General features: G+C 33.8%; 16 protein-coding genes. 5 read left to right on the forward strand and 11 right to left on the reverse strand.

Annotated elements, in window-relative coordinates:
• Window positions 1–54: 54 nt before the first annotated feature.
• Genes BFJ97_RS04400 through BFJ97_RS04410 form a run of 3 tightly spaced genes read left to right on the forward strand, consistent with a single transcriptional unit; the run spans window position 55 to window position 2,469 of the window.
• Window positions 55–969, forward strand: coding sequence for an ABC transporter ATP-binding protein (locus tag BFJ97_RS04400; RefSeq protein WP_068983406.1), 915 nt, complete (start codon window positions 55–57; stop codon window positions 967–969).
• The gene (locus BFJ97_RS04405) at window positions 970–1,710 is read left to right on the forward strand and encodes an ABC transporter permease (RefSeq protein ID WP_068983407.1); all 741 of its coding nucleotides are present in this window, start codon (window positions 970–972) and stop codon (window positions 1,708–1,710) included.
• 12 nt (window positions 1,711–1,722) lie between these two features.
• A complete protein-coding gene (locus tag BFJ97_RS04410; protein ID WP_068983408.1) occupies window positions 1,723–2,469 on the forward strand; it encodes an ABC transporter permease in 747 nt (248 codons plus the stop codon).
• Between the two features lie 1,186 nt (window positions 2,470–3,655).
• Here BFJ97_RS04410 and BFJ97_RS04420 read toward each other — a convergent pair.
• The 5 genes from BFJ97_RS04420 to BFJ97_RS04435 all read right to left on the reverse strand — a co-directional run bounded on the left by BFJ97_RS04420 (window position 3,656) and on the right by BFJ97_RS04435 (window position 8,803).
• Window positions 3,656–5,344, reverse strand: coding sequence for an amidohydrolase (locus BFJ97_RS04420; RefSeq protein ID WP_068983410.1), 1,689 nt, complete (start codon window positions 5,342–5,344; stop codon window positions 3,656–3,658).
• 521 nt (window positions 5,345–5,865) lie between these two features.
• Window positions 5,866–6,021, reverse strand: coding sequence for a hypothetical protein (locus BFJ97_RS24515; protein ID WP_175401665.1), 156 nt, complete (start codon window positions 6,019–6,021; stop codon window positions 5,866–5,868).
• A gap of 103 nt (window positions 6,022–6,124) precedes the next feature.
• Entirely contained in the window at window positions 6,125–7,279 is a 1,155-nt protein-coding gene (locus tag BFJ97_RS04425) for a PepSY-associated TM helix domain-containing protein (protein WP_317853377.1), read from the reverse strand.
• A gap of 637 nt (window positions 7,280–7,916) precedes the next feature.
• Entirely contained in the window at window positions 7,917–8,375 is a 459-nt protein-coding gene (locus BFJ97_RS04430) for a hypothetical protein (RefSeq protein ID WP_068983412.1), read from the reverse strand.
• A gap of 95 nt (window positions 8,376–8,470) precedes the next feature.
• On the reverse strand, window positions 8,471–8,803 hold the full coding sequence (locus BFJ97_RS04435) for a hypothetical protein (protein ID WP_068983413.1): 333 nt from the start codon (window positions 8,801–8,803) through the stop codon (window positions 8,471–8,473).
• A gap of 319 nt (window positions 8,804–9,122) precedes the next feature.
• Here BFJ97_RS04435 and BFJ97_RS04440 point away from each other — a divergent pair, with 319 nt between their 5' ends.
• Window positions 9,123–9,674 carry a putative glycolipid-binding domain-containing protein gene (locus BFJ97_RS04440; protein WP_068983414.1) on the forward strand — a complete coding sequence of 184 codons (552 nt, stop codon included), beginning with the start codon at window positions 9,123–9,125 and terminating at the stop codon, window positions 9,672–9,674.
• A gap of 195 nt (window positions 9,675–9,869) precedes the next feature.
• A complete protein-coding gene (gene xerA, locus BFJ97_RS04445) occupies window positions 9,870–10,709 on the forward strand; it encodes a site-specific tyrosine recombinase/integron integrase (protein ID WP_068983415.1) in 840 nt (279 codons plus the stop codon).
• Window positions 10,710–10,770: 61 nt separating this feature from the next.
• On the opposite strand, the gene BFJ97_RS04450 is transcribed toward xerA, so the two are convergent.
• The 6 genes from BFJ97_RS04450 to BFJ97_RS04475 all read right to left on the reverse strand — a co-directional run bounded on the left by BFJ97_RS04450 (window position 10,771) and on the right by BFJ97_RS04475 (window position 17,223).
• On the reverse strand, window positions 10,771–11,298 hold the full coding sequence (locus tag BFJ97_RS04450) for a GrpB family protein (RefSeq protein ID WP_068983416.1): 528 nt from the start codon (window positions 11,296–11,298) through the stop codon (window positions 10,771–10,773).
• Between the two features lie 720 nt (window positions 11,299–12,018).
• The gene (locus tag BFJ97_RS04455; protein ID WP_068983417.1) at window positions 12,019–12,393 is read right to left on the reverse strand and encodes a hypothetical protein; all 375 of its coding nucleotides are present in this window, start codon (window positions 12,391–12,393) and stop codon (window positions 12,019–12,021) included.
• Window positions 12,394–13,372: 979 nt separating this feature from the next.
• A complete protein-coding gene (locus tag BFJ97_RS25045) occupies window positions 13,373–14,332 on the reverse strand; it encodes a hypothetical protein (protein WP_223552867.1) in 960 nt (319 codons plus the stop codon).
• A gap of 88 nt (window positions 14,333–14,420) precedes the next feature.
• Entirely contained in the window at window positions 14,421–14,954 is a 534-nt protein-coding gene (locus BFJ97_RS04465; RefSeq protein ID WP_068983418.1) for a hypothetical protein, read from the reverse strand.
• Between the two features lie 214 nt (window positions 14,955–15,168).
• Window positions 15,169–15,636, reverse strand: coding sequence for a sensor histidine kinase (locus BFJ97_RS04470; RefSeq protein ID WP_175401666.1), 468 nt, complete (start codon window positions 15,634–15,636; stop codon window positions 15,169–15,171).
• Between the two features lie 414 nt (window positions 15,637–16,050).
• Window positions 16,051–17,223, reverse strand: a complete 1,173-nt coding sequence (locus BFJ97_RS04475; protein ID WP_068983420.1) for a D-alanyl-D-alanine carboxypeptidase family protein — start codon at window positions 17,221–17,223, stop codon at window positions 16,051–16,053.
• Window positions 17,224–18,029: the final 806 nt, after the last annotated feature.

The following is an 18,029-nucleotide window of genomic DNA, read 5'->3' on the forward strand; positions in this document are numbered from 1 at the left end:
TAAGCAAGAGCTTTCATAATAATTGATAGCTTAATCAAAAAAGAGGTGCCGATAATGGGAACTTATATTGTTGAAACAGAAAATCTGACAAAGTCATATGGGGCTGGAAATAGTGTGAGTCAGCTACATATGAGAGTCCGTGAAGGTGAAATTTATGGATTTCTAGGACCAAATGGAGCTGGAAAAACGACGACAATTAGAATGTTACTAGGATTAATAAAGCCGACTACCGGTAATATTAAAATATTCAATAAAGATTTGAAAACAAATCGATTAGATATTTTAAGAGATGTTGGTTCTCTTGTTGAATCACCATCTTATTATGGACACTTAACAGGTTATGAAAACCTAGAAGTAATTCGGCAAATGTTACAAGTACCGAAAAAGAATATTGACGAGGTATTGCGTATCGTCCGATTAGAGAAACAAAAAGATAAACTAGTTAAACAGTACTCACTTGGCATGAAGCAACGTCTTGGCATAGCAATGGCGCTACTTGGAAATCCCAAATTATTAATTTTAGATGAACCTACAAACGGGTTAGACCCTGCCGGAATTCAAGAAATCCGTGAGCTCATCAAACAACTACCAAAGCAATATGGTATGAGCATTATTATTTCTAGCCACTTGTTAAATGAGATGGATCAAATTGCAACACAAGTAGGCATTATTAACAGTGGACAGCTTATTTTTCAAGATAAAATTGAAGTATTACGTCAAAAAAGTCAGGCATTAATGAAGATACGTGTAAATGACGTAGTAAGAGCACATCAGCTTTTAGAACAGCATCAAATTCATCTTAGAATAGATGGTGATTATCTTATTACGCATCAACAAGAAGATCACTTTATTTCCCACATAAATCATTTATTAGTCCAGCAAAATTTATCAGTGTATCGGATTGAAGAAGAAAAACATACGTTGGAAGAAATATTTCTAAATTTAACGGAAAAAGGTGGTGTTCTATAAATGATCGCTACCTTAAAAAGTGAATTATTGAAATATAAAAGGAAGAAATTACTTTTAGTAGTATTTTTAATACAGTCATTGGCATTACTTTGGTTATTTGCCATTGTGTCACAAGAAAAAAAGGAATTTCTAAATTGGGAATCGCTTCTTTCAAGAGTAAGTATGATAAATGCTTTATTTTTACCTATAATGATTGCAATCATTACTTCCCGAATAATTGATTTTGAAAACAAAGGGAATACATGGAAGCTATTGTGTGCAATTCCCACATCAAGACAGCAAGTATATATGTCTAAAATTATTTTTAGTATCGTTTTTCTTATCTATGCAGGTGTAATTTCTATTTCTGCACTTATAGTAATAGGAAAAATCTTCAATTTTGAAAGTGGAGTCCCAGTAATTTTATTGCTGAAATACGGTCTTTTTACCATTATAGGATGTATTCCTATGGTTATTTTGCAACTCTGGATATCTTTGATCGTGAAAAATCAAGTATTTGCTTTAACAGCAGGCGTAATAGGCTCATTTCTCGGATATTTCGGGCAGATGTTTCCTTGGAAAGCATGGATAATTTGGACTTATTCCTCAATGACAAATCCTATCTCTTGGGCGTTTTCCAATGGAAAAATAGTATTTTTCCCAAACCAAGAAGTCATGATGAGTCTTTCGTTAAGTTTAGGAGTTAGTTTATTACTTATCATTCTTAGCACTGTTCATTTTTCACACAAAGATATTCATTAGGAGGATGCAAATATGTTATTAAACTCATTTCGATGTGAACTAATAAAATTAAAACGTTCTAAAATATGGATTGTAATGACACTCCTTCCGCTTTTTTGTATTACGCTTGGACTCATAAACTTTCGAGTAAACTATGATGTCTTAATGGACAGCTCAACAAATGAGTGGGAGCAAGCTTGGACACAAGTTGGTTTAATCTATGGATTATTTTTATTTCCTGTCATAGTAAGCATTTATTGTGCATTTGTATGCCGCTTTGAACATAGTGAAGGAAATTGGAAAAAAATTATCTCTTTACCCGTTCCATTTCGAAACGTCTACCTTGCAAAGCTATTAGTCATCTTTTTGTTAACTTTCTTGACTCAAATATTTTTTTTAATTGCATATATCGTAATTGGTAAGCTACTAGGTATTACAAGTCCTATCCCTTGGCTTTCATTATTAAATTGGTCATTTAATGGATGGATTGGCACATTTTCAATTGCTGCTCTACAATTATCTCTTTCGTCATCAATAAAAAGTTTTGCAATTCCAGTTGGAATAAGTTTTGGTTTAACGTGTATCGGAATGATATTTCATTACTTAAATATTCCGTATATATGGCCATTCGCGCAACCAGGATTTGCAATGGATCCAATTCATTTAGAAGGCTTGCAAACTTTCCTTCAGTTCAGTGGATTTTATTTGTTAAGTTTCTTATTTGTTATGATCTTTACTTTTGTTGGCGTTCGAAGATTTACGATAAAAGATATTATTTAAATATGAGGACATGAATAAAAAGAGCCGACTTTAACTTTTGATTGGTCAGATTTGGCTCTTTTTATCGTCGCTTAAAACGGACTCATAATCGGTAATTGCCGATTAAAGCTTGGCACTGGTTGATAGGTTGGGTTGGTTTCTTTAGTTGATAAATTAAGGATAATAAACGTCGTTTCCTCTACTTCGTCGGTACGAATGTAACCTTCAATAATCTGAATAGTATTTTCACTAATTTCACTAATTTATTTATTGGCGAATAGTAGAATCGAGTTGAACACTTTAGAATAATAAAAACATCGTACGCGAAATCGTTTATTAGGAGGTTCCTAGACCAACCAATAAAAAGGGATTTCGAGTACGATGCTTGAACGAAATAAGAAACCTCGCCTTACACAGTTTCAACGTGTAGAACTTCAAGACTACTTAAAAGTTGGAATTACAAAAATAAGAGCGAACTTGCGTGAAAACTCAAGGTTTCGCGCGGTAACGCTCGTAAAGTTAGCCCGGTTTTTTTCGCAAATTGACCAATTGAATACATATTTTCAACTCCCTTTTCTTCAGTATAAAATCTACCGTCAGATACAACTACTTTCATTCACTTAACAAAAAAGAACACAACCTATCGCGTCTTTAATAAATGAAAATCTACTATAATTATTACGACGATTTTTATTTCTGTGAAATTATGAACCACACTTACTTACGTTAAGGTTCACCGAATAGTGGCTTACTCAGGTTTTTATTCTTCAAAGAAATCCAAATATTTTTTTTTGTAACAAAGAATTCCTCATTCCTTCTCCCCATTATTTAAAAATTAAATCTGTTAGCTGATTACCATCAATCAGTGACGTAATTATTTCAGAAGCGATAATTGCATTCTTTAATGAATCAATACACAGTTAAAAGGAAAAAAATAAATAGAACAAAGCAATAGGCCACTTCCTGTTCAAAATCGAACAAAAAGTGGTCTATAATCATTACAAATTTAAAAATTTTTTATTATCCCTGAAAAATACCGAAGTCACCCTGCTTGTAGCATAAGCTACAGATCTATCTTGTATTAAACTGTCCATTAATAAGGACCAAAGCACGCACAGCTATAACTGCCAGTTACTTACCTATAATGACATCATTCTGGTCAATTTAGTAATATCCTTATTTGATTAAAGGGTATCCTTAGATTCTTTTACTCTGCTAACCTTTGAAGAGGTCCTTTAACAGAATTTATTTTGCCTGGTGGTTTTGTACCAGAATCAAATGAAGGATTACGGAACACCTCTTGCCCCTCAAAGAAAGTCATTAAGATCTTCGTATCGTTAATCTCCTCAACTGGAATTTCGAAGAGATTTTTCTCTAAAACAACTAGATCTGCTTTCTTACCTACCTCAATAGATCCAATTTCATCTTCTTTGAACAATAAATGGGCGCCATTTAATGTATAGCTAGTAATCATTTGTTCAAGAGAGGCACTTTCTTCGGGTATAAGTTTCCCTTCCTCATCCTTTGCTATCATACCTCCTTGAATGCCATCCATAGGCCAGAAATCATTTACAGGAAAGTCACTCGATGCGGAAACTGGAATTCCCATATCAAAATAACTTTTCATTCGTGTAACTCCCCAGTAAGAACCAGGCTGTGGAGATGGTATTACACCTAATTCCTTCATCCGTTGCAATTCTTCATCACTAGGATTAGGCAGATGAGTAATCACATGTCGAGAATCCCTTTTTCCATTTTGTGCAGCTGCCTTTTCAAACGCATCTAGAGACGCGTTCACCCCAGGACCAAAAGCGTGAACAAAAAATCTAAAACCCTCTTTATCCGCAGCAGCTACAACCTTCTCTAAATGATCTTGCTCCCAAGTCGATTTAAAGTCTTCGCCATCTGCAAATATTTTCACGGAATTTGCATTATACAACCTTCCTTGATGTCCATCACGTAATTTTTTAAATCTCTCAACTTGCTCTGGACCTTTCGATTCATTTACCCATAACGCGATTTCGTATCGCAGAGTCAATTTACCCTCTTTTTCTAATTCTTTTAATGCATCCAGCAAAGTTTCGTGTGGCGATTCTCCAGCAAGGGGGACGAAAACAGAGGTTGTCCCTCTTTCAGCAGCCATTTCCTGAAAAGCAAGAATTCCCATTTTATTTTGTTCTACTGTAAAGTAAGGTTCTGGAAGACCTTCAACCAAAAGGGCAATACCAGTAAATTCGCGTATAATTCCAGTCGGTTCTCCAGTTACAGGGTCGCGTTCAATAACTCCTCCTTGTGGGTTAGGAGTATCTTTATCAATTCCTGCTAATTCAAGGGCTTTTGAGTTAACCCAAATCGTATGATGGTCGTTATCAATCATGACAACAGGTATATCGGAAGCGACTTCATCAAGCAATTTTTTAGGAGCTAATTTTCTACTTTCACTCTCTTTTTTGACTAAGCTCTTATTCCAGCCAACACCGCGTAATTGTTCTAAGTTAGGATTTTTTTTACGGAACTCCTTAATTGATTTTGAATACTTTTTCATTGTTTTGTACGGATTAAGATCTAACCAAAAAAGTTCTTCCGATTTAGCGTACATATGACTGTGGGAGTCGATAATTCCAGGTATCAGCATTTTATCCTTTATGTCAATCACTTTCGTGTCGGTTCCTTTGAAAGCTTTCACGCCTTCATTGTCACCAACATAAACAATTTCTCCATCCTTTATAGCAACTGCTTTTGCCATACTTCGATTTTCATCTACTGTATACACAAAACCGTTTTTAAAAATTAAATCGGCTTTGAGAGCGCTTTCAGAAGCGAAAACTGATTGGCTCCCCACAAAACTTGAACACAACAGCAAAAATATAAGAAAATAACTAAACTTTTTTTTCAAAAACGATCACTCCTTATTTGCTTAGTATAAAGTTTCATATCCGATAATTAACGAATGAGCATTCCTATGTGGATACCATCATCACATGGAAAAATACATGAAAGCCTTTCGGGTAACAATGTCATGGACTTAAATGATTACTACTAGTCAATTGTCATCAAGCACCTCCCTGCAAATAAAACGATTGCAATTTCTTCAAAATACAAACCTGACTCCTACCTCCTTTCTGAATATTAATAGTTAATTATATTTATCTGTAACAATGAACGGTACCTACAGAAAGAAGGGAAATCATTCATGCATTCTATCATTTTGTTGGAAGGATTTAAGCAACATCGATGTAAGCAGTTGCACAAAATTGCATGATGATTTCATAGAGGCCGGGACATAACTGGTCAAAACCTTAAAAAGCGCAAGAAATCAATTTTGAAACGTTGATTTCTTGCGCTTTTCTTATGTAAAATTTTTAAATTTTGCTTTGAAAATATACTTATAGCCCAGCCTCAAACGAATAATATAGCTTATGATAGCAATACCCTCTCGCAAAAAGCAATGTATGCTTCAGGTAGTTCGAATCCTTCTTGGATTAGTGTCCCCATTACTTCAATAGGATTGTAATATTTATCATCGGAACTTTCTTCAAAGCTACAAAAAATAGGAAAAAGCCCTTTTTTCATTAAGGGCTTTTTCCTGTTTACAAACGTATCAACTATCAATATTTATTGAATAAACAACATCTTCGAAACTCTCCAAGTTAAGAGATTTCTCATCGCCGTGTGTTTATGCTACGACTTTCGAGTCGATTTTCTGTTTCCGTTTATTCTTGTTCTTTTTCTTATACCACCACATATAGACACCTGTGAACATCAATACAGATGGCGTAAGACCGCCGATAGCATACAAAATTTTAGTAAATAAACCACCAAAACTACCTGTATGTAATGGAAGGTGCCATGTTTGATACACAAGTCCACTATCAACATGTGGATCTAACTTGCCCACTACTTTTCCACTATACTGATCTAACCAGACTTTTACATTTCCATTCCCTGGATCGAATGAATCGCTGAGACGAAATTCTACTGCGCCTTCTGGAGTTCCTTTTTCCGCCTCTCCAGGCATTCGAATTTGCATAACTGTTCCCTGAGGTACTTCTTTTTCAGCCATACTTATCAATTCATCAAGTGGAAGCTTACCACTAGGAAGGGCTGTTGAAATAAGCTGCTCTTCTGGAGGCATCACCTTTGCTTTTGCACCAAACCAACCAAAAATCACTTCATCATATACAAAAAGGGCTCCTGTTAACGAAACAACCAATAAAAACGGAATGGACACTCCACCAATGACTTTATGTAAATCATATTGTCGTATAAAAGGGTTGGCATTTCGTCTTAAAGTAAACCCACGTGCCAATTTTTTTATCCCCGGCCACCATAAATATAATCCTGATAATGTAATGAAGAAGAAAATAAATCCGATTATACCGATGATTTGCTCACCATTGAAATCTTTTAATAGCAGCTTTTCGTGAAACTCCGCTATTAGACTAAATAATGCTTGATCCCCTAATGTTCCATTTATGTTTCCTGTTCCTGGATCGACGAATATCTTTTTTTGTTCTTCGCCTTCTTTAAGACGGAATAGGTAAACTCCTCTAGCTTTAGGTTCACTTGGCGTGTATACACGGTCAATTTGACCATTTGGATATGCTTCTGATACAACTTCTATGGCTTGCTGGTATGTAACTTTTTCTCCTTCTGTTACTTTATACAAATTAGGATGCAGCAAGTTGTTTAGTTCAGGTTCAAAGACTAGCAAACTTCCTGTTAAGCCAATCAGTACTATAAAAATTCCCGCTAGCATACTAAGCCATAAATGAATTTTTGAGATGATTCTACGTGTTTTAATAAAAATTGCCTTCTTTCCAAAAATAATATGAAATTATAACGTAGTTTACTATAGAGAGAATGATTATCATTGTCAATATAAAACTACTAAAATTATGTTAATATATTTATCTTCAATCACATTTAATGATTATAAATACCTAAATAACCAATTGACGAATCGGTAAAATAGTTTCATTCATCGTTTCTTAAGGTTGGATGTGCTTAGTCATGGAAATCGTTTTCTAAGTACATTTCTTTTTCTTCAAGTTATAGTTTATATAGATTGAGGGAGTTTGATCTTTTGTTAAGTGGTTATAAATGTGATACTGACCTTTCCAATTTCGATTAGCCATATCTATCTAATCGATTAAGTAAAGGTCAAATGTTTATGAAGGATTTTCATGTTAATAGCTACTGTTAGATATGTGTGAGGGTATAGCGAGGAATGCGAGAGAAGGTTATGTAGCGAGTGGATTAACACTAGGTATATCTTATAGCAAGCATGCCAAAGAAAGGCTTTAATGTTATGCCTTTTTCTTGGCTTAAGTTTCATGTGGCAATTAACTTCTTTATAAAAAAATTTGATTATTTTTGAAATCCTTATTGCAATAATGGCTCCCGTTTTAGTACATTTATTCACAAACTTTTCCATTCATTGGATTGTTTATAAAAGGCTGTTTTCTTTATTTTACAGCTTCTTTAAAAATGTTTAAAAAGTTGTTATCGTCCTCGAAAACATAGTTTTTCGTATTGTGGTTTACATAAACTACGCCATCGTCTATATTTAGCCAAAATGAACTCAATGAATCAACAGTGAAGCTTACATAATATTGATATTTAAAGGTAGCTCCATTGTACTTTTTAAATGTTGCATTTTTAAAACTATTTATAAGCTCTTGCTCTATTTCTTTTGAAATTAAAATGTCTGAAGCTGTTGGTAATGGATTTTCCCTTTTGGGTGTCTGGTCCGTTGTTCTAATTGCTACGGATGCATTTTCTGAGCTTAAATTCCCATTTTCAAAACCTAATATTTCATTTGAAGAATAATCCCTATATTCATCATACAAGTCTTTCCCTTTTATTAAACCAACAAGGCAAACTATGACGATTAAAATGGTGTAAAAAATTTTCTTTACGTTCAAATACACACCCCCATCTTTTTTTATTTATTATAGATTATACATTGCAACTCTTCTGCCCCATTAGCACAACAAGAAAAAAGAGCTGCATATGCAACTCATTGTTCTTCAAGTAAAGCTCCTGTTATTAAATCAACATTGACTACCTCAAGTTTATAACTTTCCATATCAAGAGAATCTAAAATGTCTCTAAAGTATTCCTCTGTTTGTTCTTTGTATTGTGTTTTTCCAATTCTAACTGTAAGGACGTTTTCTTCTGGGCTTAATCCCATAGAGTGTACAGTAAATTTCTCTTGTGCAACATCAAAAATTTGACCAGAAAACATTTTTTCAATACCATTTGCAGTATCGTTCCCTTCAAATTCATCTTGTGCGATAAAGAGGATAAATCCAGTTACAACTATACATAGCCCAATAATAACCTTCTTCAAAAAAATCACCTCCAACTTCTTTATCACAACTTCCTTATTTGGTAATATATTCTATCGAAACAATTCGCCATTCACTTAAAAATTTCCTTCTTTAACTAAACTGTCCGTTACTTTAAGTACCATTCTTTCTATTATATTTCAAGTGTGTTTTTCCACAATCTGAACCTTAGCATAAAAAAGAGCACCATTCCTGATACGGAATTTCGCCCGATTATGTAACAAGAGTATTATATTGCTTTTTGTGCTTTTTTTAAATATATCCAATTCTATGTTTTTTTGATAAAATTTTTTATTATATTAGTAAAGGCGTTGATAGATTATGAACAAGGTTGCAATATGGGAAAACCTAAAGTCCTTTGGTACGGAATTTTTAGAAATTATTACCTCAGATACTTTGTCGAAAGTAAACAGTACAGTTATTTCTACGGAAAATGGTATTCCTTATAAAATCGACTACAATATAGAAATAAATGATTGGTTCATTAAAAATCTTAATATTGAAATACCTAACAAAAAAAAATCTCTTTATATTGAAACTAATTCTGATCTACAATGGTTTGACCAAAAAGGGAACGAAATTAAAGAACTTTACGGAGCAATAGATATCGATATTTCCTGTACCCCTTTTACAAACTCATTGCCAATTAATCGGACAAAATGGATAATAAATGAACCTCAGATTTTCAAAATGGTTTTTATTACAATCCCTGAACTGAACATTAAGAAAGTAGAGCAAATCTACACACTTATTGATGTGGGAAATGATTATCGAATGTTCCATTATAAAAGCGGTTCATTCGAGTCTATGATCAAAGTCGATAGTGATGGTTTAGTAATTAATTACCCAAAACTATTCAATCGAAAGTATTGACCTCAAAGCTCGGATAATCGTCCGAGCTTTTTTACATAACTATCATTGTGTTTCGTACTTTTGTTTCAATTACGAGGTTAATATACCCCTTCTTATTCAACTAACCTGCTCCGTTAGTAAAATCACTCCTTATGTTTAGAATTCTATTAAGTTGGCAATAATCCCTTTTATATTACTATTTTAGGGGGAATGGAATTGTTACTGTCAAAAGCATGGACTTTGTTTGAAGCTGATAAACGAATAGAGGGCTTTTCGCCACAAACGCTGAAGGCCTACCAGTTACAGTCTTTTCTATTAATTGGTTATTTTAAGGATATAGAGATGGAATTGCTTGACACTAATCAACTGAAGGAGTATCTTGCTATATCCGGCAAGCACTTAAAACCAGCCAGTCTTGCACACCGTATCCGCTTTATGAAATCATTTTTTCGTTGGTCTCATGAAGAAGGATACCTGAGTAAGAATCCAACTTCCAAAATTAAAGAACCGAAAGTAGGAAAGCGTATACCCAAGTATTTAACCGAACGGGAGATTGAACACCTTCGTGAATCCTGTCATTCCGCAATGGAAAAAGCAATTTTCGAATTCATGTTTTCTACTGGTTGCCGAATTGGAGAAATAGTTGCGTTAGAAAAGAACCATATTAATTGGTCCAATCAATCCGCAATCGTTAGAGGAAAAGGTGATAAAGAAAGGGAGGTTTATTTTAATACGCGTTGTGACATATGGCTTAAACGATATATTGAAAACCGTACTGACAATAATCCTGCCATCTTTGTGACAGTAAGGCAGCCACATAAAATGAGTGTTGCCCAAATGCGATACATCATCAAGCGGATATCAAATCGTGCTGAAATCAATAAAGAAATTCATCCACACCAACTTAGACACAGCTATGCAACTCATTTGTTGAACAATGGAGCTCCAATAGAAGTCATACAAAGTCTTATGGGGCATGAGAAAAGCGAAACAACTAGGATCTACGCTCAATTAAGCGGGAGGCTAAGGAAAGAGTATTATCAGAAGTGTTTTTAAATGTAAAAGGAGCAGTGTCTTAAAAGACATTGCTCCTTTTGACTAAATCGCACCCGTTAGTTCAACAAGAGGTTCTTTTTAAACTCCAGTTTATAGCTTTTTTTACTAATTCGTTAACAAAAAATTCTTTACCTTCTTGATACTTATAAATATCATTTGGAAACTGTTTTGCTAATTTTATTTTTAAATCCCCGTAACTTCTTGCGTCCTCTGGATTATTAATTAAGTATTCCTTGAAATCTAAATGTATCCTAATATTTTCATTTCCCTCTTGATAGATATGTACGTGGTGGGTTCTTCTTTCCTTATTCTTCGGAAAATACCTTCTACCTGGTATGCCATTTTCACCTCTAGGGTCATACCCTATTGAAGACATTTTTTCGTTGTATAAATCAACTTTCTCAATATCATTCACAATAACTAAGATGTCTACAATTGGTTTAGCAAAACCAATTGTCGGTATAGCTGTACTCCCTATATGATGAATTTCAAGCAATTCATCTTTAAAAATATCTTTAAGTATAATTTCTTCTTTATAAAATTGTGTTACCCAATCCTCTGTCCAAGGACGTATTTCAGCTTTTCTCATCGGCACCCCTCATTAACTTAAAATTTGATTTTATTTTGGTGATTCCTTCTTTCACTAAATGCCCCGTTAGTTTATTAAAAAAAGAGTTGTCTTAACAGTTCAAAGTTCACCCCCGATAGTTTAAGTGTGATTCTTCACAAAATCTTAGAAATTCGCAATGAAAAGCGGATCACATCATATTTATTAAATTCCTCATATTGTTCAGTTAGGTCATATTGAATTTTAATGATACACATTGTTCCATTAAGTACTTTATCATATAATTTTAATTAGAAAAATTTGGAGGTATTACAATGGATTCTTCATCTATATTCACCATTTCTATAGCAATGGCAGCTTTCGTCATCACGGGTATTAATGAAAAAAAATTAAAAAATTAGAAAAACGTATCGAAGAACTTGAAAAAAATAAGTAATTAATTCAATATAGTTATGAAATTTATAGTTTCACTTTAGGATATCTGTTTAAAGTAACCTTCTACTCCTTCTTATTCAACTAAACTGTCCGTTAGTTCAATAAGAAAAAAGAGCTGTCTAAGCAGCTCTATGGTCTTCAAGTAAAGCACCCCGTTAGCCATCCATGTAGCGCAAAAACCAGCGCTACTCCACAGAAAATGAAAGATGATTACGTTCTTTCATGAGAGTTCTATAACATTTTGTTGAGCTAAAACAAACTGTGAATTGAAAAGTTTTCTACTAGAAAAACAGGATTAGAAATCCATTATTTATAATTAGTAAGCCAGTCAATTAATTGATTATAGTTACTGGAGAACATTACATTGCCTTTAGTATTAGACTTTTCAAGATGAATTAGAATATCCCCTTCTTCTAATAAAAAAGCGACTGCAATAGAGTTCTCTAATATATTATTAGAGAATAATTTATCTTTCCACAATTTTTGTATAGAATAATGCTCTGGAGTATAACCTTTACGATTAACTAACAACTTAAACTTTTTGTCTTGTTTAATAAATGAAAAGCACGTTTTTTCAAATGAATTAAACCATGTGTTTACATCAGCAAGAGTTATGTAACCTGTTAAATTAGTAATAATAATATCTTCAAAAATGGATGTACTTACATTTTTAACATTCAATTAAAAAACACTCCCTTTTTATCATTATAAACCAAATAATGTAAGTGGGTATACATTTTAATATTGCACAGTTCGAAGACATTACGCTTGTTAAATTAACCTGCTCCGTTAGTTTAAGTACATTTCTTCACAATCTCCAAAGTGAATTTTCCAATGAAAAAACCGAGGCTGGGACAGAACTCGATTATTTTGAAAAATAGCGAAAACAGATAATAACTTTTTCGCTTCAATGAGTAGAGTGTTCCTTCCTAAATCCAAAAAATGTTAGACCAATGCAATCGGTCTAACATTTTTTCTTTTTGTCCCAGCCTCCATCTTTTTTATTCGAAAACAGAAGTGACAATATTAATTATAATTATTTCTTTAGTATTCCACGGTATGGGTATGTATTTTATAATTAAAAATACATGTATAGGACAAATAAAGTTGGAAATGCAATACCTTATAAAATGTGTGTTCTAACGTTTAATGATAAAACAAACACCTTATTAAACTAAATTGCTCCGTTGAATAGCAACAATCTTTTAGAAAACAACCTATATCTTTTATTGCTTAGAAGTTTAAGAAATAGACTTTAATGTACAAATAATTGATATAAGCTCCTTTTAAATACTGCAACATTAGATTGATTTAATTGTTGTAGTGATTTTGTTGTTTAATTTTTGATGTAAGATACCCCACTCTACTAAAAAATATAATAATAACGTCGTTTTAAAATCTAAGTTTTATTCTACAATAGCGCCCATGAGCCTCCTCGGCAATGTCTACACCGACAACTAGATGCATTGAGGAAATGTTTTCAATGAGTTGTTTTTCTTGTCCTACGATTTAAACTTCATCGTAGAACATCCTCCTGGATGGTTGGCTTTTGAGGTATCGACCTCGTATGCAACTCTATCGTACCGAGGCGCTTTTTTTTTGCAAAGATCAAATTTTTCGTTTCATAGGAATTCTATCGGGATCTTAAATCTACAAAGACCTAATTTAGCAGTTTGAAAGATTTATTAATATTCAAATCACCGTACAGTTGGTCAAACAGCTTGCCGTCTTTCGACTGGGGAGCAAACGGATTGGACTGCGGTACTGTATACACATACACCATGCCGTTGGCTTTCGTAATGACGCTCCCTACAGGCGGGCCTTCTTCGCTGGAGAGGCGACTCCAATCATTTTTGGAAAATACGGAGATCATCAGCAGCATCTCAGTATCTTTTCCATTTTCGGTAGTATAATCGAACTGCACGACATGCTTAGCCGATGGCATGATTTGATTTGCATTTTTACCTGAATATTGGCTTGTTTTGTAATGTCCGTTCCATGAAACAGGCAATTTAAAAATGAAGTTTGCCTGAGAATTCGTATATAGTTCTTGGTTATCCGCCAAAACATTTTTGAGTTTCTTTCCTTCCCAAGTTAAGATCAGATGATCCACGTAACCACCATTTCCTCCTTGAGGGGCCGTTACGATAATATCGTTGACTTTGTTGCCTGTATAGTCACTAATAATCAACTTTGGTTCTCGGGCAGATTCCCCATACAATTTTCCATCCGTCCCTTTGAACATCCAATCATATTTTATGTATCTTTTAGTTTTTCCCTCCTGCACGATGATGGATAAATCATTCGCATACGCATCTAGTTTTCCATCAATCTTTTCTTTTGTACCCACCAATATCACATTGTCTTTAACTGAATTACCGTCAATATCGGACACTTTGCAGTCGAGTACATACGTATTTTCCTTAAGTTTAAGTTCGGGTACTCTAAATTTTTGACCAATTTCTACTTTTGGCAACGTTTTTTCGGATTGCTGAGCCACCACTTTTGGATCTGAAGCTGCCTGTTTTGCCATCGAAACTTGTGGCGCCCCAATTCCAACTGCACAAATTAAACCTGCCAATGCTAAATAAGAAATTTTCTTTACGTATTGCTTCTTCATTTTCTAAACCTCCATTTATTCATTTTTGTTTCTACATAAGTAAGACGTATGAGGTCCCCTAAAAAGTTTTTTTATGACACTCTATATATTACTTATTGCTTGTTTCTACTTGCTTGGCGTCTGTTACTTTTGCAGCTTTTGTCAGCTTTCCTTCTTTTTCAAGCTGAGCAATTAGCTCATCTAACGTCATTCCTTTTTCTTTAGCCATTTTTTCTAAATTGACAGGTTCATTAGATTTTGAGTTTTCCGCTGATTTAGTAGCCTCAGTTGTTTCGGCAGCTTTTGTCAGCTTGCCCTCTTTTTCAAGCTGAGCAATTAGCTCATCTAACGTCATTCCTTTTTCTTTAGCCATTTTTTCTAAATTGACAGGTTCATTAGATTTTGAGTTTTCCGCTGATTTAGTAGCCTCAATTGTTTCAGCAGCTTTTGTCAGCTTGCCCTCTTTTTCAAGCTGAGCAATTAGCTCATCTAACGTCATTCCTTTTTCTTTAGCCATTTTTTCTAAATTGACAGGTTCACTAGATTTAGTAGTTTCCCACATGTCGTTGCTCGCAGCATAGGCAGATCCTGCAACAACAGATAACCCCAGCATAAGTGTAGCAATTGTTAATGTTTTCTTCATATTGAATTCCTCCTAAAATATTTTTAGCCTCTACCATAAATGAATACTGTAATTAAATTGAATCAGGTTGGTTGCCTGCATCCTTTCTATTAGATGTTACGAGTGTATAACAATCCATGTTAAATCCTTGTTAAGAGAAATACTTCTTGAAAATTTGTAAAAAAAAAGCTTTAAATAAACAGGGTAAACTGCCATTCAAAGTCTTTTTCATTTTTTATATACCAAGTGTAATTTCTAAACAAGTACCGCAGTTTTCGTTGTCAGTAACAACGATAGTTCCGTTGTGCTTGGCTATGATACTTTGCACAATGGAAAGTCCCAAGCCTGATCCACCCAATTTACGAGAGCGTGATTTATCCACTCGGTAAAAACGCTCAAATATATTCTTTTTTTCCTCATCAGGGATACCAATTCCCGTGTCTTTAATTTTAACCATTATCTTCTTATTATCAGATTTGACATTAATCATTACCTTCCCGCCGTCAATATTGTATTTAATACCATTTTCAACAATGTTATAAAACGCTCGATAAAGTAAATCTGTATTTCCGCAAACAACACTATTATCGCAATCCCAATATAGTTTAACCTCTTTTTCATCAGCGATATGAGATAGTTCAGAAACAATATCTCCAAAAACATCCTTCAAGCAGATGGTTCCATTCTCAAATCCATCATTCATATTTGTCATATCTAAAAGGGTGAATACATGCTCGGATAATCGCTGTGTTTGCTTTTCAAAAACGTTAATGAGTGCATCAATTCTTCTGTAGAATGTGCGTTTTTCTTGGAAACGATGGACATTCTACCAATGATGAAATAGCGGAGCTAACGCAATCTTTTAATGAAATGACGGATAAGTTAAACAATGCTTTTATGATGCAAAGCCGTTTTTCCGCAAATGCAGCCCACGAATTCCGAACCACTTGTGGTTTTAAAAACAAAGGTCGGTGTATCGAACTGAATATTCCGATAAATAATTACATGTATTTTGCAAAAAAATGCAACTTTACACGGAGCTTGCCCACCTCTCCGTGTAAAGTTGCAACTTAATCTTATCTTTGTAAACTCTTATTTTAAAACATCATAAACTAACTTATTTAGTACTAGATTTGGAATAATACTCTTCAAGAGTAATTCCTTTACCCATAATTGTTTGGGCTATTGATTTTCCTACATATCGAAGATGCCATGGCTCGTATTGATAACCAGTAATAGACTCTTTTCCTTGAGGATAACGAATGATAAATCCATAATCAGCTGCATGTGATTTCAGCCATTTTGCTTCTTTAGTACCGCCAAAACAATCCTGTGCCGCACATTTACCATTCCCTCCTGTAACATCAATGGCAAGACCTGTTTCATGCTCACTTGTTCCAGGTAATGCACTATACGTGATGGCTTTGTCATAACCATCCCTTTTTACGTAATTATTAAATAGGGTAACTTGTGTCGCATGTGATCTGTATGCAGATACACCAAGAAGACTCACTCCTTGTTTCTTAGCATCGGCAAATAGTTTGCCAATGGCTATAGATGCTTCATTTCGCATTTTTCTTTTTTCTGTCTTTTCTTTAAAAATAAAGGGTATTGAAGTATATACTAAGTCTTTTGGTACATAATTTTCTGGGAGCTTATTTTTTTTATTAACTAATACTGAAATACTTTCAGGCTGTGTAACAACATGAATAGTATCAGATGAAGAATTGCTTATTTTTACATATTGACTGCTGACATAACCTGTTTGACCTTTTATGCTAACCTTTAACCACCCATTGGAAGCTTTCCCTGTAACCGTTAACTGCGTTCCCTTTTTAACCGTTGTTATTATTTTATTAGCGGTAGAAGGGCCAGTACGGATATTTAAATTATCAGTTGCTGTATAGGTTGTAGCTGCTACATTAGATTTATTTTCAGGCTTTTTAACAGCATTACCTGTAGAATTGGTTACTTTCACATATTGACTGCTGACATAACCTGTTTGACCTTTCACGCTAACTTTTAACCACCCATTAGAAGCTTTCCCTGTAACCGTTAACTGCGTTCCCTTTTTAACCGTTGTTATAATTTTATTAGTGGTAGAAGGCCCCGTACGGATATTTAAATTATCAGTTGTCGTATAGGTTGTAGTTGCTGCACTAGCTATATTCGGTCCAAATCTCTCAATATTTGATAGATTAAAATCTATGGGACATGCAAATAAAATTGTGAAGGCAAAACCGATAGCTACGAATTTTTTGTTCAAGAAAGTTCTCTTAAATTGTGTCATTTTAAACATCTCCAAATACTAATACTCTTCAAAACAAACAAATGTAATATTATAAAAGTTTTATTTTATCTATTAATTACTGAATTCAATAACCCTCTCTTTCTATTTTTAGGGTATAAATAAAAATTGAATAACAAAACAAAAAAGAATAACAGGCGTGTTGATTAACCATTTTTATACATTCGAATTAATTCGAAAAGGCTGATGTCTGCTACGGGCTACTCGCTTTCCTGCGGGAGTCTAATGGCCCTACGCTACAATCAGTTAAAATAGAAATATATTAGCAAAATAGCAACAAGATCCATTTATCGCTCAATAATAAAACTATTTTCTCCTAGTCAACACATCTGAAAGAATAATAAATTTTAACCATGCTGATAATTCCCTCTATCTATGAAATCCACTTTCAGCTACTTAGAATATAATAATCTCAATTCTGAGTCAATAAAATTAATATGGTAAAAATATGATTTTTTATTGTTTTTGTATTAATAACGCAACGCTTTCTAACCTTTAATACTATTACATCTAAAGTTCAAACCAAATACATGAGATATAATAAGCAAAAAGCATTACTTGAAACAAAAACGACCATTGTACAGAATTCGGGAGAGATAATATAAAAAAATCGCCATTTTAATTTTTCTAAAGACTTATATGATGAACTTTCATTAAAGAAAAAAGTAGAAAATTTATTAAAATTTCATTCCAATAAGTTTAAAAATCATAAACTTTTGGCAACGTTTTTTCGGATTGCTGAGCCACCACTTTTTGATCTGAAGTTGCCTGTTTTGCCAACGAACCTT

The organism is Lysinibacillus xylanilyticus (assembly GCF_001708185.1).
GTDB lineage: Bacteria > Bacillota > Bacilli > Bacillales_A > Planococcaceae > Lysinibacillus > Lysinibacillus xylanilyticus_A.